This is a genomic window from Enterobacter cloacae complex sp. 370H10, assembly GCF_050031535.1.
GTDB classification, from domain to species: Bacteria; Pseudomonadota; Gammaproteobacteria; order Enterobacterales; family Enterobacteriaceae; genus Enterobacter; species Enterobacter intestinihominis.
In genome coordinates this window covers 802,778-826,778 of sequence record NZ_JBLGWG010000001.1, presented here as the reverse complement: position 1 = coordinate 826,778, position 24,001 = coordinate 802,778, and the positions used below count along the sequence as shown (strand labels likewise).

Here is a 24,001-nt window from a genome sequence, read left to right as displayed (position 1 = left end):
AGCAAGCGATATGCGGCCCTACAAGAATTGAGGGTTTAAGAAATAATCAACGGAAAACGGGTCGTTAATAAGGATTGAAAACAGGGTTAAGGAAATGAGTTGCTGAGGTGAAAAAACACCCCCTTCCAGGGAAGGGGGTGTCATAAGGGCTAGTTGCCGCCGAACATATCCTTGATCCAACCGGCGACGCCGTCGCTGTCTTTCTTCTCTTCCTGCTGCTGCGGCTGCTGAGGCTGAGAAGACTGATCGAACGGGTTACCTGTCGGTTCTTCTGGCTGGCTTTGCTGGCACAGCGCATCCGGGTTGGTCGTCCAGACCGGCAGCGAACGCACGCCGCCGCCACAGATGAAGTTACCCGAGCTGTCCACGCCCATATCGACGATATCTTCCGGGGCAACGAGGTTCAGCGGCACCGGAGACTGATTGGCCAGATAACGCTGGTAAATCGACATCGCGCCGCTCGCACCATACAGTTTGGTCGGCTGGTTGTTATCGCGGCCCACCCAGGTGATCACCACTTCACGGCCATCAATACCGGCGAACCAGGTATCGACGTTGTTGTTGGTAGTCCCGGTTTTACCCGCCAGATGCAGACCAGGATACTTCGCCCCCAGCTGACGCCCGGTACCGCGCTGGACCACCTGCTGCATGGTCCACAGCGTCATATAGGCCGCCTGCGCCGGAACAGCGCGCTCCGCCTGCGGGAAGCTCTGATACAGCACGGAGCCATCTTCGGCAATCACCGAACGCAGGGCGGAAAGCGGCGCTCGGTTACCGCCGCTGGCGATGGTCTGGAACGCCTGGGCCACTTCGATTGGCGTCAGGTTAAGCGCCCCCAGGATCATCGCTGGCACAGGGTGCAGCTGATCTTTCGGTACGCCCAGCTTCTGCCAGGTGTCGGTGATGGCGGGGAGGCCCAGCGCCATGCCGAGGTTAACAGTCGGCACGTTCATCGAGCGGGTTAACGCATCCACCAGCATCACCTGGCCGCTGAACTGCTTATCATCGTTCTGCGGAGACCACACCTGGCCGTTAGGCTGGCGCAGGGAGATTGGCGCATCGGCAATCCAGGTGTTCAGTCGATAGAGATTCGGCTGGCTCAGCGCGGTCAGGTAGGTTGCCGGTTTTGCCAGAGAACCAATCGAACGACGCGCCTGCATCGCGCGGTTATAGCCCGCATACTGCGGCTCGGCGCCGCCCACCATGGCGCGAACTTCGCCGGTGTTGCGATCAACTACCACCATCGCGGTTTCCAGATCGCTCAGCTTACGCTGCTTCTTCAGAACCGGAATACCTTCAACCGCCGCTTTTTCTGCCGCATCCTGCGCCACGGAGTCAAAGGTGGTGAAGATCTTCACCCCGGAGAGATCTTTCACTTTATCTCCGAGCTTAGACTGCAACTCCTGACGTACCATCTGCATAAAGGCAGGCTGCGGAGAGATCACCCCACCGCGCGGCTGAACGCCCAGCGGACGCGCGCTCAGCATGTCGTACAGCTCCTGGTCAATCACCTGCTGTTGTTGCAGCAGACGCAGCACCAGGTTACGACGCTCCAGCGCCAGTTTCGGGTTACGCCACGGGTTGTAGATCGACGCGCCTTTTACCATGCCCACCAGCAGCGCCTGCTGGTCAAGGCTCAGCTCTTCTACCGGACGGCCAAAGTAGTACAGGCTCGCCAGTGGGAAGCCGCGGATCTCGTTATCGCCGCTCTGACCGAGGTACACCTCGTTCATGTACAGCTCAAGAATACGATCCTTGCTGTAGCGCGCATCCATCAGCACGGCCATGTACGCTTCGTTGGCTTTACGCCAGTAAGAGCGCTCGCTGGAGAGGAACAGGTTTTTCACCAGCTGCTGGGTCAGGGTACTCGCCCCCTGCACCGTACGCCCCGCGGTCAGGTTAGCCAGTACCGCACGACCAATGGAGTAGAGGCTAATCCCGTCGTGCTCGTAGAAGTGGCGGTCTTCGGTTGCCAGCAGGGTATCCACCAGCAGATCCGGGAAGCCGTTACGCGCCACGAACAGGCGCTGTTCGCCGTTTGCGGACGACAGCATGGTGATGAGACGCGGATCGAGACGGAAGAAACCGAACTGGCGATCGTTATCCATGTTCTCAATGGTTTCCAGGCGATCGCCGTCAAAGGTCAGACGCGCGCGCACCTGCCCTTCTTTACTGTCCGGGAAGTCGAACGGACGGCGGATCATCTCAATGCTTTTCGCCTGGACGGTAAATTCACCCGGACGGGTCATTTTCGTGACCTGACGATACTGCGTGGCTTGCAGCAGCTTCACCATCTCATTCTTGCTGATGGACATGTCCGGCTCAAGGTTCACCATGCGGCCGTACACTGCCGCAGGCAATTGCCAGACTTTCCCGTCAATACGGCTGCGGATCTTCTGATCCAGATAAACGCCGTAAATCGCGATCAGAACAACAAAAACAATAAACAGCTTCAGCAGCAGCCAGAACCAGCCGCGCTTACCACGAGGCTTACGCCCTTTGCCTTTCCCTTTACGCGGCATCGGTTCTTCATCCTCATAATCGTCTTCATAGTCATCGTCATACTCCTCATCTCTGAGGCGACGACGGCTTACCTTTTCTTTCGCCGGACGCGTCGGCTTTCCCTTACGTCCTATTGGCTCGCGGTCATTCCCCGCCATGCTTTTTCTCCGCAACATTCAGGCGCAAAGGCCAGATTTTCTTATCTTGCACAGGTCAGTGAAAGAAGAAATCTCTCAAAATAAACAGCAAGACTTTCCTGACAGGAAAGTCTTTAGTGTTTTCTCCCTCTCCCTGTGGGAGAGGGCCGGGGTGAGGGCATCAGGCCGCACTTTCCCTTTCAGGCCGCACTCCCCCATTACGAATATTTCTTCGTGCGCCGTGTCGGCGCGGTATTCGCCGGATCGTCCGGCCAGACGTGTTTGGGATATCGCCCCTTCATCTCTTTCTGCACTTCACGATAGCTCCCCGCCCAGAACGCCCTCAGATCGCGGGTGATCTGCAAGGGACGATGCGCAGGCGAAAGCAGCTCAAGCACTAACGGCACGCGCCCTTCAGCGATGGACGGCGTGGTGGCCTCACCAAACATCTCCTGCATCCGAACCGCCAGCGCTGGCGGATTATCCTCATGATAACGAATGGCAATCCGACTCCCGGTTGGCACAGTGTAATGCCCAGGCAGTTCACTATCCAGACGTTGACGTAACGACCAGTCCAGTAAATTCTGTAACGCTGCCTTAACATCAAGCGCCTTAAGGGCGCGCAGGGAGTGTACGCCGCTCATCTGCGGCAACAACCACTGTTCAAGCGTCGCGAGCAGCGTCTCATCATCCACCGCTGGCCACCCCTGTTCCGGCAGCCACTTCGCGGCGCAGTGCAGACGTATACGATATTGTTCAGCCTCAGGCGTCCAGTTCAATACGCTCAGCCCTTTTTCCCGAATGCCGTTCAGCATCGCCTGGTGTAACTCTTCCTCCGACGGCTTAGCCAGCGGTTTTGTCCCGAGCGTCAGTTTGCCAATCTGGCTACGACGGAACGCCTTCAGCGTGCCCTGGGCATCATCCCATTCGACGATGTCAGATTGCTGAAGCAGCTGCGGGCAGGCACGCGTCAGGGCGTCAATATCTACGGCAACCGCCTGCAAGATGCGCGCATCCGGGGAGTGACTGCCCTGGAGTAAGAGCGGCGCGATCAGCCATTCATGACGCGTCAGAGCATCATCGCTGTCAAGCATCGCGCCCATCCCATTCGCCAGTTGATAACGACCATCAAGCCCGCGACGGCGCGCGATTCTGTCCGGGAAGGCCTGGGCCAGAAGAGGGATAACTTTATCGCTGTCAGGCGATCCTCCCCGGCTCTTCAGACGGTGACACAACTGCTGCGCGCGCTGTTGCCAGTTTCCCTGCTGGCGTGAAAAGGCCTGTCCCAGATCGCTGCTGCCACCGCGCGGCGGCTCCTCAAGAATAGCCGCCAGTTTTGCCGCCGTGGCAATTTCATCGTCGCCTTGTGCTGCCACCAGCATCGCTGCCAGACGCGGATCGTTGCCCAGCGCCGCCATTTTCTGGCCGCGCGCCGTCAGTCGCTCGCCTTCCAGCGCGCCAAGCTGGGTCAGCAGGCTGCGCGCGGCGGAAAGGTTCACAACAGGCGGAGGATTAAGCCAGGTGAGCTGGTCAGGGTCCGGGCAGCCCCACTGCATCAGATCCATTACCAGCCCGGAGAGATCGCTTTGTAAAATCTCAGGCGTACTCTGCAATGCCGCACGCTCCGCCTGCTCGGCGCTGGTTAAATGCAGGCAAATACCCGGCTCAAGACGCCCTGCTCGGCCTGCGCGCTGCACCATTGAGGCCTGGCTGATGCGCTGCGTCAGTAGCCTGGTCAGCCCGGTACGCGGATCAAAACTGGCCACCCTCTCCTGCGTACTGTCCACCACCAGGCGAATGCCTTCGATGGTCAAACTGGTTTCGGCGATATTGGTCGCCAGTACCACTTTGCGTTGCCCCGCCGGTGCGGGAAGGATCGCCTTGCGCTGGTCAGCCAAATGCAGCGCGCCGTAGAGCGGGCACAGCATAACGTCACTGCTCACCCTGGATGCCAGTTGCTCCTGTACGCGCTGGATTTCGCCTACGCCGGGTAAAAACAGCAGCAGCGAGCCGGGTTCCTGACGGAGCAATTCGGCGGTGGCGATGGCAACGGCTTCGTCAAAACGCTGATGGGCAGGCAGCGGCTGATAGCGGCGCTCGACCGGGAACGCACGCCCTTCAGAGGAGATCATCGGCGCGTCAGGGAGCGTCTGCCGGAGCCGCTCGTTATCCAGCGTCGCCGACATAATCAGCAGCCGAAGGTCGTCGCGCAGCCCCTGCTGAACGTCGAGCAGCAGCGCAAGGGCCAGATCGGCCTGGAGGCTGCGCTCGTGAAATTCATCAAGGATCACCAGCCCGATGCCGCTCAGCTCCGGATCGTTTTGCAGCATACGGGTAAGAATGCCTTCAGTGACCACCTCCAGCCGCGTAGACGGGCCAATGCAGGTTTCGGCGCGCATCCGGTACCCTACCGTCTCGCCCGGTTTTTCATTCAGCAGTTCCGCCAGGCGCTGCGCCACATTGCGCGCCGCCAGCCTGCGCGGTTCCAGCAGGATAATTTTCCCGCTGATGCTCCCCTCGCGCAGAATTTGCAGGGGCAGCCAGGTGGATTTACCCGCTCCGGTGGGCGCGCTGAGCAAAACCTGTGGCGCATGTTCTAAGGCTGCGAGAAGCTCAGGAAGGACGACGGCGACGGGCAAAGAGGACACTTACGGCTCCAGAGGGTTAACATTAATCGGCGTACATTGTAGCATCGGCGCATATCATTACCGAGTCTTGCGCATGTCTGAGTCAAAACGGCTATTCTTCGCCATTGAATTACCCACCACGCTTCAACGGCAAATTGTTCGCTGGCGCGCCAGCCACTTCCCCGCGGAAGCGGGCCGCCCTGTCGTCGCCGCCAATATGCACCTGACGTTAGCTTTTCTTGGCGAGGTGAGCGCAGAAAAGCAGCGCGCGTTAAGCGCAATGGCCGGACGCATTTCTCAGCCGGGTTTTACGCTGCATCTTGACGATGCCGGGCAATGGCTGCGCTCTCGGGTGGTCTGGCTGGGGACGCGGCAGCCCCCCCGCGGACTGCTCCAGCTCGCCAACATGCTGCGGGCGCAGGCCGCGCGCAGCGGCTGTTATCAGAGCCCGCAGCCGTTTCACCCCCACATTACCCTGCTGCGCGATGCGGGTCAGGCTGTTGCCATCCCGCCACCGGGCTTCCACTGGTCCTTTCAGGTGAATGAATTTGCGCTGTACGAATCTGCCTTTGTACAAGGACGCACCCGCTACACTCCGCTCCAGCGCTGGTCGCTGGGCGACACGTTAAGGAATCCTGATGAAGTTTAGCCCTGCACTCCAGTCCGCCACGCTGATCCAGCGTTACAAACGCTTTCTCGCTGACGTGATCACGCCTGAGGGCGAAACGCTCACGCTGCATTGTCCTAACACCGGCGCCATGACCGGTTGCGCCACGCCGGGTGACACGGTCTGGTATTCCACATCAGAAAATACTAAACGCAAATATCCTCATACCTGGGAAATGACCGAGACGCAAAGCGGGGCATTTATTTGCGTTAATACCCTGCGCGCAAATCAGCTGGTTAAGGAAGCCCTGACAAATGGAATCCTTCCTGAACTGGTGGGTTACGGCACGCAAAAAAGCGAAGTGAAATATGGCGATGAAGGCAGCAGAATTGATTTTATGTTACAGGCGGAAGACCGCCCTGAGTGCTATATTGAAGTGAAATCAGTGACGTTAGCGGAAGAGGAAAACGGCTTCTTTCCGGATGCGGTAACGCTACGTGGCCAGAAGCATCTGCGGGAGCTAATGAGTGTAGCGGCGGCGGGCAAGCGCGCCGTGTTGCTGTTTGCGGTTCTGCATTCAGCCATTGAACGGTTTTCCCCGGCCCGTCATATTGATCCTAAATACGCGCAATTGTTGAATGAGGCACAAAAGCAGGGGGTAGAGATTTTCGCTTATAAAGCGGAACTTTCTGCCGATAATATGACTCTGAGATCCTCTCTTCCCATTGTCCTATAAGGGATTAGACGATTGACTAATAAGTGTTCTGGCCGCGTGCGCAAATACGCTTTTCCTCACAGGGTTGTCAAGTGTTACGTTTAGATAATTGCCATACGGAAAAGCATCTGCTATTTATAGCGACCTGATTTTTCCCCCAACACGGGGATCGATAGTGCGTGTTAAGGAGAAGCAACATGCAAGAAGGGCAAAACCGTAAAACATCGTCCCTGAGTATTCTCGCCATCGCTGGGGTGGAGCCGTATCAAGAGAAGCCGGGCGAAGAGTATATGAACGAAGCCCAGCTGTCGCACTTCAAGCGTATTCTTGAAGCATGGCGTAATCAACTCAGGGATGAAGTCGATCGCACCGTTACACATATGCAGGATGAAGCTGCTAACTTCCCGGATCCGGTCGACCGTGCCGCTCAGGAAGAAGAGTTCAGCCTCGAACTGCGTAACCGTGACCGCGAGCGCAAACTGATCAAAAAGATCGAGAAAACGCTGAAAAAGGTCGAGGACGAAGATTTTGGCTACTGCGAATCCTGCGGTGTTGAAATCGGTATTCGTCGTCTGGAAGCGCGTCCAACAGCCGATCTGTGCATCGACTGTAAAACGCTGGCAGAAATCCGCGAAAAACAGATGGCTGGCTAACGTCTTCCCTCTCACTACTCTTCTAAGGCGGGAGTTTCTCCCGCCTTGTTACCGTTGATATGTCTGAATCTCACTATATCGGGCGCTTTGCGCCATCTCCCTCCGGTGAATTACACTTCGGCTCATTAATTGCCGCGCTCGGCAGCTACCTACAGGCTCGCGCCCGTCAGGGTAAATGGCTGGTTCGCATTGAAGATATCGATCCTCCGCGTGAAGTTCCCGGTGCGGCAGAAACTATTCTGCGTCAGCTGGAACATTACGGTCTTCACTGGGACGGCGACGTACTCTGGCAGTCTCAACGCCATGATGCCTACCGTGAACGTCTGGCGTGGCTTGCTGAACAGGGCCTTTCCTATAACTGCACCTGCACGCGTGCGCGAATTCAGAGCGTGGGTGGCGTTTACGACGGCCACTGCCGTACGCGGCGGCACAACGGCCCTGAGAATGCCGCCGTACGGCTGATACAGCGCGCTCCGGTGACGCAGTTTACCGATGTCCTCTCAGGAACCATTCAGGCGGATGATCGTCTGGCGCGTGAAGATTTTATTATTCACCGTCGCGATGGCTTGTTTGCCTATAACCTGGCGGTGGTTGTCGATGACCATTTCCAGGGCGTCACGGAAATCGTGCGTGGGGCGGATTTGGTTGAGCCTACCGTGCGGCAAATATCGCTTTACCAGCAGTTTGGCTGGACGGTGCCGGATTACATTCATCTGCCGCTGGCGGTCAATGAACAGGGGAGTAAGCTGTCAAAACAGAATCATGCCCCGGCGCTGCCTGACGGCGATCCGCGCCCGGTATTGATCGACGCGCTGCGATTTCTCAACCAGAATGTAACGCAGGAATGGCAGGATCTGAGTCTGGATGAATTGCTGAAAACGGCCATTGCTGACTGGACGCTTATGGCCGTGCCAAAAATCCAGCATTCTCAAATGCGTTGCGCTGAGCTATGATTAGCCGCTTTTTTGATAACAAAACACACTACGAGGTGTACTATTTTTACCCGAGTCGCTAATTTTTGCCGTAAAGTGCTGAGCCGCGAAGAGAGCATGGCGAATGATGCTATTGCACAGCCACACATGTCGGTCATTCCGCGTGAGCAGCACAATATTTCCCGCAAAGATATCAGTGAAAATGCCCTCAAGGTGCTCTATCGTCTGAATAAAGCAGGCTACGAGGCCTATCTCGTCGGCGGCGGGGTGCGCGATTTACTGCTGGGCAAAAAACCAAAAGATTTCGACGTGACGACCAGCGCCACGCCTGAACAGGTGCGTAAATTATTCCGCAACTGCCGTCTGGTTGGTCGCCGTTTCCGTCTGGCGCACGTGATGTTTGGACCGGAAATTATTGAAGTGGCGACCTTCCGCGGTCACCACGAAGCGGGCATCAACGATCGCACAACTTCCCAGCGCGGCCAAAACGGCATGCTGCTGCGCGACAACATCTTTGGCTCTATTGAAGAAGATGCTCAGCGTCGCGATTTCACCATCAACAGCCTTTACTACAGCGTGGCGGATTTTACCGTGCGCGATTACGTCGGCGGTATGCAGGATCTGAAAGACGGCTTGATTCGCCTGATCGGCACGCCGGAAACGCGCTATCGCGAAGATCCGGTCCGGATGCTGCGCGCCGTGCGTTTTGCCGCCAAGCTAAACATGCGTATCAGCCCGGAAACCGCAGAGCCGATCCCGCGCCTGGCGACGCTGATTAACGACGTCCCCCCTGCCCGTCTGTTTGAGGAGTCGTTAAAGCTGCTCCAGGCAGGCTACGGGTTTGAAACCTACAATTTGCTGCGTGAATACAACCTGTTCCAGCCGCTGTTCCCGACCATTACCCGCTACTTCACCGAAAACGGTGACAGCGCAATGGAGCGGATGATTGCACAGGTGCTGAAGAACACGGATACCCGTATTCATAACGATATGCGCGTGAATCCGGCGTTCCTGTTCGCGGCCATGTTCTGGTATCCGCTGCTGGAAACGGCGCAGCGCATTACCCAGGAGAGCGGCCTCGCCTATTATGATGCGTTCGCGCTGGCGGCAAACGACGTGCTGGACGAAGGCTGTCGCACGCTGGCGATCCCGAAACGTATTACCACGCTGGTGCGTGATATCTGGCAGCTTCAACTGCGTATGTCCCGCCGTCAGGGTAAACGTGCCTGGAAACTGATGGAGCATCCTAAGTTCCGCGCCGCGTTCGATTTGCTCTCTCTGCGTGCTGAAGTCGAAAGAAACCAGGAGCTACAGCGCCTGGCGCAGTGGTGGGGAGAATTTCAGGTCTCTGCACCACCGGAGCAAAAAGATATGCTCACGGATCTGGATGACGAGCCGGCACCGCGCCGTCGTCACCGTCGCCCGCGCAAGCGCGCGCCGCGTCGTGAAGGCACAGCATGACCCTTGCGTATATTGCCATCGGCAGCAATCTGGCCTCTCCGCTTGAGCAGGTTAACGCTGCCGTTCAGGCGCTGGGGGAGATCCCGCAAAGCCATATCGTGGCGGTCTCCTCCTTTTACCGTACGCCCCCGCTCGGCCCGCAGGATCAGCCTGATTATCTGAACGCCGCCGTGGTGCTGGAAACAGCCCTTGACGCAGAAACGCTGCTGGATAATACCCAGCGTATTGAGCTACAGCAGGGTCGCGTACGTAAAGCCGAACGCTGGGGACCGCGCACGCTCGACCTCGATATTATGCTTTTCGGCCACAAGGTGATTAACACCGAGCGCCTCACCGTTCCGCACTATGACATGAAAAACCGTGCGTTTATGCTCTGGCCACTGTTTGAAGTCGCCCCCGATCTCACCTTCCCTGACGGCACCTCGCTGAACGCCGTTCTGCAAAGCCTCAACGCGGAAAAACCGGTCCGCTGGTAATCCCGTGTCACCCCCGATTAGCCATGTGTCAAATATGGTTAATCGATTGCCTAAAATCATTGTTCCCTCGAATGTTACTGTTAGAATGCGCAAAGATCCGCTTTTGGGCCATCAGGAAACAGTATGAAACCAACTACCATCTCCTTATTGCAGAAATGCAAACAGGAAAAGAAACGCTTCGCCACTATCACCGCGTATGACTACAGCTTCGCAAAACTGTTTGCCGAAGAAGGGATCAACGTCATGCTGGTCGGAGACTCGTTAGGGATGACGGTACAAGGACATGATTCCACTCTGCCGGTCACGGTCGAGGATATTGCTTACCATACCCGCGCCGTGCGCCGGGGTGCGCCCGCCTGCCTGCTACTTTCCGATCTGCCGTTTATGGCGTATGCCACCCCGGAACAGGCCTTTGAAAATGCGGCAACAGTGATGCGCGCCGGTGCCAATATGGTCAAAATCGAAGGCGGCGACTGGCTGGTCGATACGGTGAAAATGCTCACCGAACGGGCCGTGCCAGTTTGCGGGCACTTAGGGCTGACGCCGCAATCCGTGAATATCTTTGGCGGTTATAAAGTTCAGGGGCGTGGCGATGCGGCGCAGACGCTGTTTGATGATGCCCTGGCGCTGGAAGCCGCTGGTGCACAGCTGCTGGTGCTGGAGTGTGTGCCGGTTGAGCTGGCTAAGCGTATCACTGAGGCGCTGTCGATTCCGGTGATCGGCATCGGCGCGGGCAACGTCACCGATGGCCAGATTCTGGTCATGCACGACGCCTTCGGGATCACCGGCGGTCACATTCCAAAATTTGCTAAAAATTTCCTGACAGAAGCAGGCGACATGCGTGCTGCTGTGCGGCAGTATATTGCCGAGGTTGAGTCCGGCGTTTATCCGGGCGAAGAACACAGTTTCCATTAAGGAGTCCAGGTGTGCTAATCATAGAAACTCTGCCGCTGCTGCGCCAGCATATCCGCCGTGCACGTCAGGAAGGTAAACGTATCGCCCTCGTCCCGACCATGGGCAATCTGCACGACGGCCATATGAAGCTGGTCGATGAAGCGAGAGCCCGTGCAGATATCGTGGTAGTCAGTATCTTCGTTAACCCGATGCAGTTCGATCGCGAAGACGATCTGGCGCGCTATCCACGTACCTTGCAGGAAGATTGCGAGAAGCTCAAAAAACGTCATGCGGATATCGTCTTCGCACCGGCCCCCGCAGATGTTTATCCTCAGGGTACCACTGAAGCGACCTACGTCGACGTACCGGGTATTTCGACCATGCTGGAGGGTGCCAGCCGTCCGGGCCATTTCCGCGGCGTTTCCACCATCGTCAGCAAGCTGTTTAACCTGGTGCAGCCGGACATCGCCTGCTTTGGCGAGAAAGATTTCCAGCAGCTGGCGCTGATCCGCAAAATGGTTGCCGATATGGGCTACGACATAGAGATTGTCGGCGTGCCGATTGTACGTGCGAAAGATGGCCTGGCGCTTAGCTCCCGTAACGGCTATCTGACTGCGGAACAGCGTAAAATTGCTCCAGGCTTAAGCAAAGTCATGAATACCATGGCAGAGCAACTGCTGGCAAAAGAATTAACCGCAGAAGAAATCATCGCTCTGGCTGAACAGGCGCTGAACGAGAAAGGTCTTCGTGCTGACGACGTTCAAATTCGGGATGCCGATACGCTTCTGGAACTCTCAGATACCAGCAAACGTGCGGTAATTCTGGTGGCGGCTTGGCTCGGCCAGGCCCGCCTTATCGACAACAAAGTGGTTGAACTGGCGTAGTTTTACTACCCGGAAGTGAAAGGTAAACGTAATGATTCGCAAAATGCTACAAGGTAAGCTTCACCGTGTGAAAGTCACCCAGGCCGACCTGCACTATGAAGGCTCCTGCGCGATCGACCAGGATTTTCTCGACGCGGCGGGTATTCTCGAAAACGAAGCTATTGATATCTGGAACGTTAATAACGGCAAACGCTTTTCAACGTACGCGATTGCCGCTGAACGCGGGTCTAAAATCATCTCCGTTAATGGGGCAGCGGCGCACTGCGCGGACGTGGGTGATATCGTCATTATTGCCAGCTTTGTGATGATGTCTGACGAAGAGGCACGTCGCTGGCAGCCAAAAGTGGCATACTTTGAAGGCGATAATGAAATGAAACGTATTGCGAAGGCAATTCCGGTTCAGGTTGCCTAAGCCAATAGTACTGTTATAAATTACCCGACAAATAGGTTGGGTAATTTATACATAATTAAAATGAATAGCGTTCTTTTTATATATTTTTATTAATATATTCAAGTCACCCTGCCGAACACCTGCTCATCAAAATGATGAACAATTATTATCATTCACTATTAAATAATCATATTGACTTAAAGATCGTTTAAGTATTTCTAACGCCTAACGGCTTCTCACAACCATTACTCATCACTTAGAATCCTTTTCCCGAAGCATCTGTTCGGAACGAACATAAGCCTTGCTTATGTTCACTTTTCTAGCATTTAAATATGGATATAAAAAATGTCTTTTAATAAATTAGGTCTGGCAACTGTAGTAGCAATGGTTCTGAGTGCGGGTTCTGCAATGGCAGCTGATATTCCTTCAGATACAGGCACTATTACTTTCCACGGTATGGTTTCTAATAACACCTGTAAAGTATCCCTGGATCAGAAGATTGACCAGGATGGTAATGATTTTGACGTTAACCTGGATACCGTGTTTGTAAAAGACTTCGCTAATGCGCTGGGTACCACCAGCACCCTGGGAGAAAAGAAATTCTCCCTCACCCTGACAGGTTGTGATTCTGCTACCGTCAACCAGGCATCTGCTCAGTTTGATTCCTGGGCGGGTTCTTCTTCAACTTCCGGCGGTCTGCTGGTTCCACCATCAAATACTCAAGGCGCCGCTAAAAACGTCAATCTGGTACTGTCAAACGATGGCAACTCCGCTACCGATCAGATCAAACTGGATCAGACCAACAATACCCAGAAAGCAACGATTGATACCACAGGCGCAGGCGCACTTTACTACCGTGTAGCGTATACCCAGGGTCAGAACTGGGATGCGGCCAACAACCCAGTGTCAGCTGGTGTGGTTCAGGCACAAGCTGCATTCACCATGATCTACGAGTAATTTTAAGCGCATAAATAAAATGCTCATATTATCCCCTGACGTACGTCAGGGGACTATTGATATCATTCCAACAGGAAGTGGAAAAATGTTAAGCACATCATTTTATAAAGGATTTAAAGCTGCCTGCTTTACAGCTGCTGCTGTCGCGTCATTCCAGGCAAGCGCAGATATCGTTATTTCGGGAACACGTATTGTTTATCAGCAGTCGCAAAAAGATGTCATCGTTTCTTTAGACAACCGTGGCAAAAAGCCACTATTAGTTCAATCATGGCTCGATGACGGTCGCGATGACACCAACCCACAGGAATTAAAACTACCGTTTATTATTACTCCACCAGTATCCCGAATTGATCCGCAAAAAGGTCAATCCGTTCGGATCTCATACCTGGGTGGTTCATTGCCGCAAGATCGCGAATCCCTATTCTGGTTCAATGTGCTCGAGATTCCACCGAAGTCAAAAGTGAAAGACGGTGAAAATCCTAACCAGCTCCAGCTGGCATTCCGCACACGTATTAAACTCTTTTTCCGACCTGACGGCCTGAAAGGTACGCCAGGAGATGCAGCAGCCAAAGTAACGTGGTCACAACAAAAACAAGGTAATACGCTAAACCTGATCGCACACAATGATTCCCCTTACAACGTTTCTATTTCAAATGTAAAGCTGAAATCAGCAAATAAAGAGTACCAGGTTGAGCATAAATCTATTTCACCGTTTAGTACTCAAATTATGCAGGTAAAAGGTTTAGGTAGTACTGCCACCGGCACTGTTGCTTACGAAACCATTAATGACAATGGCGGCTCTGATACTTTTGAAAGCAAAGTAAATTAATAACCGCACCACCGCCACATTATAAATATAACACGTATGAATGATTCATAGCATTCATACGACGACTTGTCTGGATGAAGCATGCTATTTCAACGATCAATTTTATGTCTCGCAATCTGTGCAGCATTTCCTCTGCATGCCAGCGAGACTGAAAAAAAAGCTGTAGACACCTCATCCGAAACAGAATCGGCCATTGAATTTAATGACCAGTTCCTTATCGATAATGGTGGAGGTATCAATGTCGATCGTTATGCTTATGGCAACCCAGTTCTGCCAGGTACTTACCGTGTAAAAGTGAATTTGAATGGCAATTCAAAATCCACGGTCGAGATGACATTCATTGATAACAAAACGCCACGTGCCTCAGCATGTCTGACTAAATTCACGCTGACACAGGCAGGCGTTGATACCAGCATATTAGGCGATGATGTTAAAAACGACGAAACGTCTTGCGTAGATATCAAAAAATATTATCCCGGTGCTTCTGAAAATTTTGATAGTAGCAAGCAGGAAATGGATCTTAATTTCCCGCAAATCTACGTGCTTAAACTTCCAGCAGGGTATGTCGATCCTTCATTATGGGATAATGGTGTTCCGGCCGGATTACTCTCATACGATCTTAATACCTGGCACAGCGAGTCAAACGGCACCAATTCAGATACCGCTTATGCGGGCTTGCATTATGGCCTGAACGTGGGGCCGTGGCGTTTACGTTCTCGCGGCAGTCTGAACTGGGACAGCGATAATGGCACACATTATTCCAGCCAGGATATCTACCTCCAGCGAGACATCACACCACTTAACGCACAGATGGTAATGGGTGATTCCTACACACGCGGTGATGTCTTTGACTCGGTGAGCCTGCGTGGTGCGCGTATGTATAACGATGACCGCATGCTCCCGGAAGGCACCTCTGGCTACGCGCCAGTAATTCGTGGTGTGGCAAACAGTAACGCCAAAGTTAGCGTAACGCAAAGCGGCAATAAAATTTATGAAACCACCGTTCCACCCGGTGCTTTCGAGATCAATGACCTCAGTACAACAGGCTATGGCAATGATTTGATTGTCACTGTAGAGGAAGCCGATGGAAGTAAACGGACGTTTACCGTTCCGTTCTCCTCAGTTACACAAATGCTCCGCCCAGGCTCCAGCCGCTGGGATGTGGGTTTAGGTGAGCTGAATGATGATTCATTGCACGATAAGCCAAACGTTGGCTACGCAACTTACGCGTATGGTCTGAATAATACCTTTACCGGTTACGTGGGTGCGCAATATACGGATATGGATTTCTACGCCGGCCTGCTTGGTCTGGCTATGAATACCCGTATTGGTGCATTCGCATTAGATGTTACCGGGTCCTATGCCGATATCGACGGGCTGGACACGCTTAAAGGGCAAAGTTATCGGCTGACCTACAGCAAAATGCTTGAAGCTACTAACACATCTCTTAACGTGGCAGCTTATCGCTTCTCTACAGAAGATTATCTCAGCCTTAACGATGCCGCCTCATTGCAGGACAGTATTCATCACGAGGAATATGGCAATCGATCTTATGACAGCAATGCCGAGCTTTATGCTGATTATCAGCGTACCAAAAACCAGATACAGGTCAGCCTGAACCAGCCATTGAATGTTAACGGTGATGAATACGGCTCACTCTATATTAGCGGTACCTGGCAGGATTACTGGAATGACTCTAGCTCCACCTCCGACTACAGCGTGGGTTACAACAATAGTTTTGCTTACGGTAGCTATAGCGTTTCTGTGCAACGCACGTACAACGAAACAGGGGAAAAGGATGACAGCGTTTATTTAAACGTCAGTATTCCATTCAGCATATTCAATAAAGATAGCGCGCAGTCAGGCGGATTTAATAACGTCAACATGAGCCTGCGCACTGATTTAAAAGGCGGTACCAGTTTTAACTCTACGGCAAGCGGCAACTCCAAAAACAGTGAAGTGAGCTATTCCGTTAGCGCCTCATCAAGCGGGGGCAACTACGGCAACCTGAACCAGGTCAGTGGCTATAGCTCATGGAACAGTCCTTACGGGCCGCTCGGTGTCTCAGCGTCCTTTGGCGATGACAATAGTAAACAGTATTCCGCGAGTTATAACGGCGGAATGGTTGTTCACTCGGGTGGCGTTGTATTTACATCCGGCAGTATCGGCGAAACGGATTCACTTGCGCTGGTAAAAGCAAGTGGCGCAACGGGTGCTCGGCTGGGTTACGGCCAAAGCCGCATTAACAGCTCCGGGTACGGGATTATGCCGTATATGTCAGCCTACAGAGAAAACCGAGTATCGCTCGATATCAGCACTCTCGAAGCAGACGTTGAAATCAAAAATACCAGCGCAGTTGCCGTACCTCGCAATGGCTCCGTTGTATTAGTGAATTTTGAAACGGATGAAGGTCGTTCGCTTGTTCTGGAATTACAACGTTCTGATAACGGCTTTATTCCGTTAGGTGCAGACGTTCTGAATGAGAAAAACGAATCTATCGGAACGGTAGGCCAGGCAGGACAAGCTTATGTACGCGGTGTGGAAGACAAAGGCGCTCTCCGGGTGGTATGGGGAAGCGATGGATCCAGCTCTTGCACGGTGCATTATCAGATTCCTGAAAATGCGAAGAAAGCAGGCTTAACCACGATTCTGAGTAATCAACAGTGCCAAATGTAATGATGTTAAAACAGGGAATCACACCCATGGGAAATAATATGAAGAAAAATCATTGCGGTTATTCATTAATCGCATTAGCAATGTTAGCGATGTCAGGTTCTGCTGCGGCAGCCGATCTCAATGTTAACTTCACTGCCAATATCCGCGAAACCACCTGCGATATGAAACTGGTCGGCGGTACGGGTTCAGATACGCAGCAAACGCTGACTATCGGTAATAACGGTCAGGTACGTTTAGATGATGTCAAAGCCGGAACGGCAAATGCCAATTTCAAAATTGTGCTCGTTGAATGCCCGGCGTCGCTGACCTCGTTAAAAACAACCGTAAAAGGAACCAAATCAGGTTATTTAGCTAGCGGCCTTGTTAACCAGATTGCAAAAACTAACGGTGGCGCTGATTACTCTGCGGCTGAAATCGCCAGAGCCGATGCACCAAATACTCCTTTTATCATTAACTCAACCCTGGATTCAGAGCGCCTGGTCTGGAGTCCGACAGAAATCCAGAATAAGGAAGTTGCTCTGGTGGCCACCTTACGTGAAACAAAAGAAAACAGCATGACCATTGGTGATTTTCAGGCCGTGGCGACCTTTGAATTTAGCTACGAGTGATTAGTGCAGGAAAACGGAGCAACATTATGAAATTCAATTCTACTTTTATCGCCCTGTCCGTTTCTGCTCTTCTGTTCTCGGGAATGGCAAGCGCAGCAATTACAGGCACCCCTAGTGTCGAATTAACGATTAAATCAAAAATTGTATCAGGCACATGTACCGCAAAAGTACTTAACGATGCAGGCACAGCCTCCACTGAAATTGCGTTCGGCGACGTATACAAATCCGATCTGGTGAACAAAACCCGTGTCGAGCCGCTCAAGATTAGTTTCACCAACTGTTCTGGAGTAACCAAGGCAACGGTGTCCGCTGCGAAAGGCGCTGGTGGTGAATGCAGTGGCGTCAACAAGACGGGTGATTCTTACTCTGGCGGCTTAGCAACGGGCTTTGAGATCTGGTCGGGTGTTGTCGATACTGGCGAGCTTATGAGCTGTAACACGCCTCCGGCTGCTAAGGATGTCACCATTACTGATGGTACCGGTGAATTCCCGATGAATTCCCGTATCGTTATCGGGCAAGGCCAAACCATTGCTGATGTAGGCGCGGGGGCGGTTACTGCGCCAGTCACGTTTACTATCGCTTATCCATAATACCAGGAACCAGTATGCAACAATCACCGTTTATTTTATACCAGCCCGGTCTTGTGTTGCTTATGGGCTTGGCTGGTGGCATTTTGCCTGGCGTAAGCCAGGCAAGCTCAGGATTAGACGTAAATATTACCGCTAACATTGTTAATAGCACCTGTAAGTTGACCGTGGAAAATGACGGCGAAATTTATCTCCCCAATGCGATGCGCAGTTGGTTTTATAACTCGGATGGTAGCGATCGTTTTACTGCAACCGATGATGCAGGCGGTACGCCTTTTAAGATCCATGTAGATGATTGCTATGGAGACAGCGGTACGGCTAAAAAGCTGAGTTTTAGCTTTTCGCCGCAGTCGGGTTTCTGGCCAGGACAAAATCAGGTTTTCAAAAGTGATGATACCGCCGCAGGCGCGGCAAAAAATGTCGGCGTCGTCGTTTTCTCTGAAAAATATAAAAAGAATGTTTTAAACAACGACGGCACGTCAAAAATCACTTTTGACGTAAGCGGTCAGGATACTGCATTTTTAACGGATTATCAGTTCTATGCCCGATATCAAAATATTGGCGTAGTGGCTGGTGGTGTCGTTACCAGTAAAGTATTGGTTGACGTCACTTACGAATAATAATCAGAACAGGAAAAAGGATGAGAATGTTCAACTTTATAAGACAGGGTTTCAACGTGAAAGGCACAATGACGTTTGCCATGGCGAGCGCGTTATTTACCCTCAGCCACTCCTGCTGGGCAGGGGAGTGCCAAATGAATAATGGAAAAGGCGGCACAACCACGCTAATCAATTCTGACTACTCAGGTGGCACCGTACGTCTTCCCCCTCCGGGTAACTACGCCAGTACTCTTTTTAACGTTAACCTGACACCAGGCATTCAGGCCAAATGTGGTCCGGGGGACGATGGTTTTAACCTCGTGTCACAAACAAACCCGACCTTGCTAATGGGGAGTAGTTATGGCAGGGCTATGTTTGAAACAAATATTCCGGGGATTTATTATTCCGTAAGGGTGCACACCGCAGAAAGCACTGGAGGCATGGGTGGTTACTTCGCTATGAATACTACTGGCTGGACTACCGTTGCCTCCTCCGGAAAATCTGACCCGTGGGATGAAAAATGGATAAACACCTCAGTTCAAATTTATATTGATGAAGGTTACAGAGGCAACCCGAACAAAGAAACCTCAATCAGACCCAAACCCGGCACTCTGGGTAAAATGGCTATTGGTAATCCAGATGATAGTGACAACCAACCATGGACATTTATGGTCAACGAGGACTCATTCCAGATCCCGATCGTTCTTCCAACCTGCGACATGGCCATGCTATCGGATGGTACTAATAATGTTAACCTGGGAGAATATTATGTTTCAGACATTAAAAACAATCGGGTTAAGGATATCCCTTTTTCCATTAGCTTAAGCAATTGTACCGGTGTGGCAAATATCACAACCAAACTCACCACCTCAAAGCTAACCGGAAAAAACAATGATCTTCTTGGTAATACGCTTACGTCCGGAGCTGAGGGCGCAGGCGTGAAAATCATGTATAACGGAACCTCTCAACTTCTGCCGAACAATCCTGACTCATCCTATGTCATAACGGATTACCAAACCCCTGAATCCAAGCAAATTAATTATGTTGCTCAACTGGTAGCAAACGGAAACACAGTGAAACCGGGGTCGTTTAAAGCCACCGGCGTATTCACCCTTTCATACGACTAACCGCTATCCCTGCGGCTGATTACTGATCAGCCGCGACATCGTCTCCAGTGAATCCGTTCTTAAGATATACAAACGCTTCAACAGGAACGGATTATCCCCCGGCTTCACCTTCCCTTTCATCGTCGTCACTGCCAGATGAAAACCAGCGTCATTCGCTGCCTTTATCGCTTTATTGTCATAGCCGCCAAATGGATACGACACATACAATACGCGCGGGTTGAACTGAGCCAGTGCACGACGTGAGCGTTCAAAATCAAACAGGATCACGTGATAGCTACGGCTCAACAGGATGGGGTGTTTATAGCCATCCACGCGATGCAGGAAATGAGTGTGAGACTGAATGTCGAACACATCCTGGATGCCCTTGATTTCCTGAACGCTCATAAACTGTAGCGATTTTGGATCCCACTTCTGCGGATGGCCTTTGATTCGGGATGAAATTATAAACGCCGTCGCGTTGAAGCCATATTCTTTCAGCACCGGATACGCATAGCGGCTCACCGATTTGAGGCCATCATCAAAGGTGATCACCACCGCTTTCGCGGGCAGGTTCATCTTGTTACGCACGTACCCTTCAAGCTGGTACATCGTCAGCGTGGTGTAGCCCTGATCGCGTAACCAGGCCATCTGATTATTAAACGCACGTACGCTGGTCGTCGTGGAGGTATGTCGAAAACGGGTGTTCTCTTCATCACGCAAAATATGATGGTAGGTCAGAACCGGTAGCCCGTTATCTTCCTGCGCATCCAGGCTGCTTACCCATGCCAGACGATTACCGATACGGATCTGGAACCAGGTCTGGTTCAGGCGGTCTTTCAGCTTATTCAGAATCGGATAGCGAAGATTAGCGCTTAAGGTGCCAAAGGGCGCGCTTCCGCTGCTGGGGGCGTTATAAACCGGCGTGTCTTTCCAGGTAATGAGGTTTTGATTACTGAGCGGCTTGTTCAAGTCACCCAGGCTATCCTCAACGCGTTGTTTGCCCTGAACTTTTTCAAGGTGGTCTTTATCAATAAACCCCGTACCGAATCCGAAACGAAATTCATAGTAATCCGCCGCGGCCGGAAAGACAGCGAGGATCTGCCCGGCGCGGACATTCCCCACATTCACAACGGCATTTCCCACCTGCGCCCAGATGGCCGCATCTTCGGTGGTTTGCATATACTGAGCAGGAAGGCCTTGCTGGCTGGTCAGGCTGGCAGACGCACCACCGGAAACCACGAGCAGAAGGATAAAGATAACGCGCTTGAGCATGGAATATAAATCGACACAGAAAATCAGCCGCCATTGTAACAAAAGCGGCATCAATACCAATGTTTAATGCTTATACAGATCGTGAAGCAGAACAAAAGGCGGGTTCTTCTGCTGCTGGTGCCACAAGCTGCTCACGCCCGGCGAGCCCTGCGCCACAATGGCGTGACGAAACTCAGCGCTGCTCAACGTTGCGCGCAGCGGATACATCGCTTCGAGTAAAGGCAGGCTGATACCGGAGATTACTTCACAGTTATCGTGCTTATGGCTCATTAGGGCAGCCGCACGGTATGGCGCCGCGCCGGATCTGTCAGTGAGAAAAATCACGCCATCGCCGGTGTCGGTTTCATGCAGCGCGTCACACATCATCCGGCTGAGCATATTGGTGCTCAGCCCTCGCCAGTAATTTACCGCACGACATTGCGCCAGGGGGCCAAATCGGGCCTCCAGCTTAAGCAGCATTTCCTGTGCCTCTTCATCGTGGCAGGTGATCACCCATCCCAGCATAACGTCTCTCCTTAGCAGGCGAGTAGTTTATCCAGGTGAAGGTTAGTTTACGGTGATAACTGTCAAAGAAAGTGCCCGGCAAACAGAACGTCGCCGGGCAGAAGGTTAGCTACGCAGCCCGCGTCCGCGCTGGATCAGATACCAGCACAGCAGATAGAATGCCACGATAAACACCACCAGCACCACAACGGTGGTGAACAGCGGGACATCGGCAATGCCGAGGAAGCCAAAGCGGAAGCCGCTGATCATGTAGACAATCGGGTTCAGGTGCGACAGCGCCTGCCAGAACGGCGGCAACAGCGTCAGGGAGTAAAACACCCCGCCCAGATAGGTCAGCGGCGTCAGCACGAAGGTCGGGATCAGGCTGATGTCATCAAACGTTTTAGCAAACACCGCGTTCAGCAGCCCGGCGAGGGAGAACAGGATCGCCGTCAGCAATAATGTGAGCGCCACGAACAGCCACGAATGCACCTGGAACGGGACGAAGAACAACGAAATCGCCGTCACCAGAATCCCCACGCACAGCCCGCGCGCTACGCCGCCGCCCACGTAACCGGCGATGATCACATGCGTTGGCACCGGGGCCACCAGCAGCTCTTCAATGTTGCGCTGGAACTTGGCGCTAAAGAACGACGACGCTACGTTCGCGTAAGCGTTGGTGATCACCGCCATCATGATCAGGCCCGGCACGATAAACTGCATATAGGTAAAACCGTGCATCTCACCAATGCGGGAGCCAATCAGGTTACCGAAAATGATGAAGTAGAGCGTCATGGTGATCACCGGCGGCACCAGGGTTTGCACCCAGATACGCATAAAGCGGTTAATCTCTTTTGCCCAGATGCTTTTCAGCGCGACCCAGTAAAGATGCGTCATGCCTTGTCTCCTTGTTTGTCGTGCACCAGAGAGACAAACAGCTCTTCCAGTCGGTTTGCTTTGTTACGCATGCTTAATACCTGAATGCCCTGCGCACTCAACTGTGAGAACACGCTGTTGATACCCTGCTCGCGCAGCACTTCTACCTCCAGCGTCGAGGTATCGACCAGGCGATAGTTGTAGCCCTCCAGTTTCGGCAGCGCGCTTTTCGCCGCCAGATCGAGGATAAAGGTCTCTGATTTGAGCTTGGAGAGCAGATTCTTCATCGAGGTGTTTTCCACCAGCTCACCGTGCTGAATAATGCCGATATTGCGGCACAGCATTTCCGCCTCTTCCAGGTAGTGCGTGGTCAGAATGATGGTGGTGCCTTTATCGTTCAGATCTTTCAGGAAGCCCCACATGGAACGACGCAGTTCAATATCCACGCCAGCAGTCGGCTCATCAAGGATAAGCAGCTTTGGCTCGTGCATCAGCGCGCGGGCAATCATCAGGCGGCGCTTCATCCCCCCGGACAACATCCGCGCGCGTTCGTTACGCTTCTCCCACAGGTCGAGCTGTTTCAGATACTTTTCGCTGCGCTCAAGCGCCTCTTTGCGCTCAACGCCATAATAACCCGCCTGGTTAACAACAATCTGCTGTACCGTCTCAAACGGGTTGAAGTTGAACTCCTGCGGCACCAGCCCCAGCTGACGCTTGGCGTTGACCACATCTTTTTGCAGATCGTAGCCAAACACGCTGACGCGGCCGGAGGTTTTGTTGACCAGCGAGCTGATGATCCCGATGGTGGTGGATTTCCCCGCCCCGTTCGGTCCCAGAAGCGCGTAGAAATCTCCCGCTTCGACTTTAAGATCTATCCCGCGCAGCGCCTGAACGCCCCCCGGGTAGGTTTTTTTGAGCTGTTCAAGCTCCAGTGCAATCGCCATGAATTCAACTTACCTTAAGTTCTGACACACGTTGTGTGGTTTCATTAAAAGTCGGGTTACCCTATAGTAGCGCAACGCAATCACTTGGTTACAGGTCGCTAACCTCCATGAACGACATAGATACACTCATCAGCAACAATGCACTATGGTCAAAAATGCTGGTGGAGGAAGACCCCGGATTTTTTGGAAAACTCGCGCAAGCGCAGAACCCGCGCTTTCTCTGGATTGGATGTTCTGACAGCCGTGTCCCCGCCGAACGTCTGACGGGTCTTGAACCTGGCGAACTGTTTGTTCACCGCAATGTGGCTAACCTGGTTATTCATACCGATCTCAACTGCCTTTCGGTTGTGCAGTACGCCGTTGACGTTCTTGAGGTTGAGCACATCATTATTTGTGGCCACTACGGCTGCGGCGGCGTGCAGGCGGCGGTCGAAAACACAGAGCTGGGGTTAATCGATAACTGGCTGCTGCACATTCGTGATATCTGGTTCAAACATAGCTCACTGCTGGGCGAAATGCCGCAGGAGCGCCGTCTCGACACCCTGTGTGAGCTGAACGTAATGGAGCAGGTCTATAACCTGGGCCACTCGACGATTATGCAGTCTGCCTGGAAACGCGGGCAGAAGGTCTCCATCCACGGCTGGGCGTACGGTATTCACGACGGTCTGCTGCGCAATCTGGAAGTGACCGCCACCAACCGCGAAACGCTGGAACAGCGTTACCGCTCGGGAATTGCCAACCTCAAGCTTAAGCATGTGAACCATAAATAACAAAGCCGGGGGTTT

General features: G+C 52.9%; 23 protein-coding genes. 17 read left to right on the top strand and 6 right to left on the bottom strand.

What is annotated here, in order from left to right; all coding sequences use genetic code 11:
* Positions 1-149: 149 nt before the first annotated feature.
* Together mrcB and hrpB are read right to left on the bottom strand one after the other, a co-directional pair.
* The gene (gene mrcB / locus ACQG2Q_RS03875) at positions 150-2,660 is read right to left on the bottom strand and encodes a bifunctional glycosyl transferase/transpeptidase (protein WP_063849770.1); all 2,511 of its coding nucleotides are present in this window, start codon (positions 2,658-2,660) and stop codon (positions 150-152) included.
* A gap of 197 nt (positions 2,661-2,857) precedes the next feature.
* Complete coding sequence (gene hrpB, locus ACQG2Q_RS03870) at positions 2,858-5,287, bottom strand: ATP-dependent helicase HrpB (RefSeq protein WP_096216778.1); 2,430 nt, start codon at positions 5,285-5,287, stop codon at positions 2,858-2,860.
* 73 nt (positions 5,288-5,360) lie between these two features.
* Between hrpB and thpR the strand changes: the two genes are divergently transcribed.
* From thpR to ACQG2Q_RS03790, 16 genes are all read left to right on the top strand, one after another.
* Positions 5,361-5,915: an RNA 2',3'-cyclic phosphodiesterase gene (gene thpR, locus ACQG2Q_RS03865; RefSeq protein ID WP_032625550.1), complete on the top strand. Its 555-nt coding sequence runs from the start codon at positions 5,361-5,363 to the stop codon at positions 5,913-5,915.
* Entirely contained in the window at positions 5,905-6,609 is a 705-nt protein-coding gene (gene sfsA, locus ACQG2Q_RS03860) for a DNA/RNA nuclease SfsA (RefSeq protein WP_063849768.1), read from the top strand. Before thpR ends, sfsA begins: the two co-directional genes overlap by 11 nt.
* A gap of 176 nt (positions 6,610-6,785) precedes the next feature.
* Positions 6,786-7,241, top strand: coding sequence for an RNA polymerase-binding protein DksA (dksA, locus tag ACQG2Q_RS03855; protein WP_001155232.1), 456 nt, complete (start codon positions 6,786-6,788; stop codon positions 7,239-7,241).
* A gap of 59 nt (positions 7,242-7,300) precedes the next feature.
* Positions 7,301-8,194, top strand: a complete 894-nt coding sequence (gene gluQRS, locus ACQG2Q_RS03850) for a tRNA glutamyl-Q(34) synthetase GluQRS (RefSeq protein ID WP_063849767.1) — start codon at positions 7,301-7,303, stop codon at positions 8,192-8,194.
* Positions 8,195-8,236: 42 nt separating this feature from the next.
* Positions 8,237-9,634 (top strand): polynucleotide adenylyltransferase PcnB, encoded by a 1,398-nt coding sequence (pcnB, locus tag ACQG2Q_RS03845; RefSeq protein WP_071892880.1) that lies wholly within the window; start codon positions 8,237-8,239, stop codon positions 9,632-9,634.
* On the top strand, positions 9,631-10,110 hold the full coding sequence (folK, locus tag ACQG2Q_RS03840; protein ID WP_023305457.1) for a 2-amino-4-hydroxy-6-hydroxymethyldihydropteridine diphosphokinase: 480 nt from the start codon (positions 9,631-9,633) through the stop codon (positions 10,108-10,110). The genes pcnB and folK overlap by 4 nt, the downstream gene beginning before the upstream one ends.
* 123 nt (positions 10,111-10,233) lie before the next feature.
* On the top strand, positions 10,234-11,025 hold the full coding sequence (panB, locus tag ACQG2Q_RS03835) for a 3-methyl-2-oxobutanoate hydroxymethyltransferase (protein ID WP_022647086.1): 792 nt from the start codon (positions 10,234-10,236) through the stop codon (positions 11,023-11,025).
* Positions 11,026-11,036: 11 nt separating this feature from the next.
* A complete protein-coding gene (panC, locus tag ACQG2Q_RS03830; RefSeq protein WP_022647085.1) occupies positions 11,037-11,888 on the top strand; it encodes a pantoate--beta-alanine ligase in 852 nt (283 codons plus the stop codon).
* Between the two features lie 31 nt (positions 11,889-11,919).
* Entirely contained in the window at positions 11,920-12,300 is a 381-nt protein-coding gene (panD, locus tag ACQG2Q_RS03825; protein ID WP_022647084.1) for an aspartate 1-decarboxylase, read from the top strand.
* Between the two features lie 324 nt (positions 12,301-12,624).
* A complete protein-coding gene (locus ACQG2Q_RS03820) occupies positions 12,625-13,236 on the top strand; it encodes a fimbrial protein (RefSeq protein WP_023299349.1) in 612 nt (203 codons plus the stop codon).
* 85 nt (positions 13,237-13,321) lie between these two features.
* The gene (locus ACQG2Q_RS03815) at positions 13,322-14,065 is read left to right on the top strand and encodes a fimbrial chaperone (protein ID WP_058645843.1); all 744 of its coding nucleotides are present in this window, start codon (positions 13,322-13,324) and stop codon (positions 14,063-14,065) included.
* An 81-nt stretch (positions 14,066-14,146) separates the two neighbouring features.
* Positions 14,147-16,741, top strand: a complete 2,595-nt coding sequence (locus tag ACQG2Q_RS03810; protein ID WP_096216779.1) for an outer membrane usher protein — start codon at positions 14,147-14,149, stop codon at positions 16,739-16,741.
* A gap of 38 nt (positions 16,742-16,779) precedes the next feature.
* Positions 16,780-17,349, top strand: coding sequence for a fimbrial protein (locus tag ACQG2Q_RS03805; RefSeq protein ID WP_032625598.1), 570 nt, complete (start codon positions 16,780-16,782; stop codon positions 17,347-17,349).
* Between the two features lie 26 nt (positions 17,350-17,375).
* Positions 17,376-17,939 carry a hypothetical protein gene (locus tag ACQG2Q_RS03800; RefSeq protein ID WP_023299346.1) on the top strand — a complete coding sequence of 188 codons (564 nt, stop codon included), beginning with the start codon at positions 17,376-17,378 and terminating at the stop codon, positions 17,937-17,939.
* 14 nt (positions 17,940-17,953) lie between these two features.
* On the top strand, positions 17,954-18,556 hold the full coding sequence (locus ACQG2Q_RS03795) for a fimbrial-like protein (RefSeq protein WP_063849765.1): 603 nt from the start codon (positions 17,954-17,956) through the stop codon (positions 18,554-18,556).
* 20 nt (positions 18,557-18,576) lie between these two features.
* Positions 18,577-19,662 carry a fimbrial protein gene (locus tag ACQG2Q_RS03790; protein ID WP_050581694.1) on the top strand — a complete coding sequence of 362 codons (1,086 nt, stop codon included), beginning with the start codon at positions 18,577-18,579 and terminating at the stop codon, positions 19,660-19,662.
* Between the two features lie 3 nt (positions 19,663-19,665).
* On the opposite strand, the gene ACQG2Q_RS03785 is transcribed toward ACQG2Q_RS03790, so the two are convergent.
* From ACQG2Q_RS03785 to ACQG2Q_RS03770, 4 genes are all read right to left on the bottom strand, one after another.
* On the bottom strand, positions 19,666-20,913 hold the full coding sequence (locus ACQG2Q_RS03785; RefSeq protein ID WP_032670914.1) for a polysaccharide deacetylase family protein: 1,248 nt from the start codon (positions 20,911-20,913) through the stop codon (positions 19,666-19,668).
* A 63-nt stretch (positions 20,914-20,976) separates the two neighbouring features.
* Positions 20,977-21,417 carry a PTS sugar transporter subunit IIA gene (locus ACQG2Q_RS03780; protein WP_022647075.1) on the bottom strand — a complete coding sequence of 147 codons (441 nt, stop codon included), beginning with the start codon at positions 21,415-21,417 and terminating at the stop codon, positions 20,977-20,979.
* 105 nt (positions 21,418-21,522) lie between these two features.
* The gene (locus tag ACQG2Q_RS03775) at positions 21,523-22,293 is read right to left on the bottom strand and encodes an ABC transporter permease (protein ID WP_022647074.1); all 771 of its coding nucleotides are present in this window, start codon (positions 22,291-22,293) and stop codon (positions 21,523-21,525) included.
* Positions 22,290-23,216, bottom strand: coding sequence for an ABC transporter ATP-binding protein (locus ACQG2Q_RS03770; protein WP_003856300.1), 927 nt, complete (start codon positions 23,214-23,216; stop codon positions 22,290-22,292). Before ACQG2Q_RS03770 ends, ACQG2Q_RS03775 begins: the two co-directional genes overlap by 4 nt.
* Before the next feature lie 107 nt (positions 23,217-23,323).
* Here ACQG2Q_RS03770 and can point away from each other — a divergent pair, with 107 nt between their 5' ends.
* Complete coding sequence (gene can / locus ACQG2Q_RS03765; RefSeq protein WP_003856301.1) at positions 23,324-23,986, top strand: carbonate dehydratase; 663 nt, start codon at positions 23,324-23,326, stop codon at positions 23,984-23,986.
* Positions 23,987-24,001 lie beyond the last annotated feature (15 nt).

Bases quoted from the DNA above. Each gene is read 5' to 3' on its own strand.
- mrcB (WP_063849770.1), bottom strand. From the start codon at position 2,660: ATGGCGGGGAATGACCGCGAGCCAATAGGACGTAAGGGAAAGCCGACG.
- thpR (WP_032625550.1), top strand. From the start codon at position 5,361: ATGTCTGAGTCAAAACGGCTATTCTTCGCCATTGAATTACCCACCACG.
- sfsA (WP_063849768.1), top strand. From the start codon at position 5,905: ATGAAGTTTAGCCCTGCACTCCAGTCCGCCACGCTGATCCAGCGTTAC.
- dksA (WP_001155232.1), top strand. From the start codon at position 6,786: ATGCAAGAAGGGCAAAACCGTAAAACATCGTCCCTGAGTATTCTCGCC.
- gluQRS (WP_063849767.1), top strand. From the start codon at position 7,301: ATGTCTGAATCTCACTATATCGGGCGCTTTGCGCCATCTCCCTCCGGT.
- folK (WP_023305457.1), top strand. From the start codon at position 9,631: ATGACCCTTGCGTATATTGCCATCGGCAGCAATCTGGCCTCTCCGCTT.
- panB (WP_022647086.1), top strand. From the start codon at position 10,234: ATGAAACCAACTACCATCTCCTTATTGCAGAAATGCAAACAGGAAAAG.
- panD (WP_022647084.1), top strand. From the start codon at position 11,920: ATGATTCGCAAAATGCTACAAGGTAAGCTTCACCGTGTGAAAGTCACC.
- ACQG2Q_RS03820 (WP_023299349.1), top strand. From the start codon at position 12,625: ATGTCTTTTAATAAATTAGGTCTGGCAACTGTAGTAGCAATGGTTCTG.
- ACQG2Q_RS03815 (WP_058645843.1), top strand. From the start codon at position 13,322: ATGTTAAGCACATCATTTTATAAAGGATTTAAAGCTGCCTGCTTTACA.
- ACQG2Q_RS03810 (WP_096216779.1), top strand. From the start codon at position 14,147: ATGCTATTTCAACGATCAATTTTATGTCTCGCAATCTGTGCAGCATTT.
- ACQG2Q_RS03805 (WP_032625598.1), top strand. From the start codon at position 16,780: ATGAAGAAAAATCATTGCGGTTATTCATTAATCGCATTAGCAATGTTA.
- ACQG2Q_RS03800 (WP_023299346.1), top strand. From the start codon at position 17,376: ATGAAATTCAATTCTACTTTTATCGCCCTGTCCGTTTCTGCTCTTCTG.
- ACQG2Q_RS03795 (WP_063849765.1), top strand. From the start codon at position 17,954: ATGCAACAATCACCGTTTATTTTATACCAGCCCGGTCTTGTGTTGCTT.
- ACQG2Q_RS03790 (WP_050581694.1), top strand. From the start codon at position 18,577: ATGAGAATGTTCAACTTTATAAGACAGGGTTTCAACGTGAAAGGCACA.
- ACQG2Q_RS03785 (WP_032670914.1), bottom strand. From the start codon at position 20,913: ATGCTCAAGCGCGTTATCTTTATCCTTCTGCTCGTGGTTTCCGGTGGT.
- ACQG2Q_RS03780 (WP_022647075.1), bottom strand. From the start codon at position 21,417: ATGCTGGGATGGGTGATCACCTGCCACGATGAAGAGGCACAGGAAATG.
- ACQG2Q_RS03775 (WP_022647074.1), bottom strand. From the start codon at position 22,293: ATGACGCATCTTTACTGGGTCGCGCTGAAAAGCATCTGGGCAAAAGAG.
- ACQG2Q_RS03770 (WP_003856300.1), bottom strand. From the start codon at position 23,216: ATGGCGATTGCACTGGAGCTTGAACAGCTCAAAAAAACCTACCCGGGG.
- can (WP_003856301.1), top strand. From the start codon at position 23,324: ATGAACGACATAGATACACTCATCAGCAACAATGCACTATGGTCAAAA.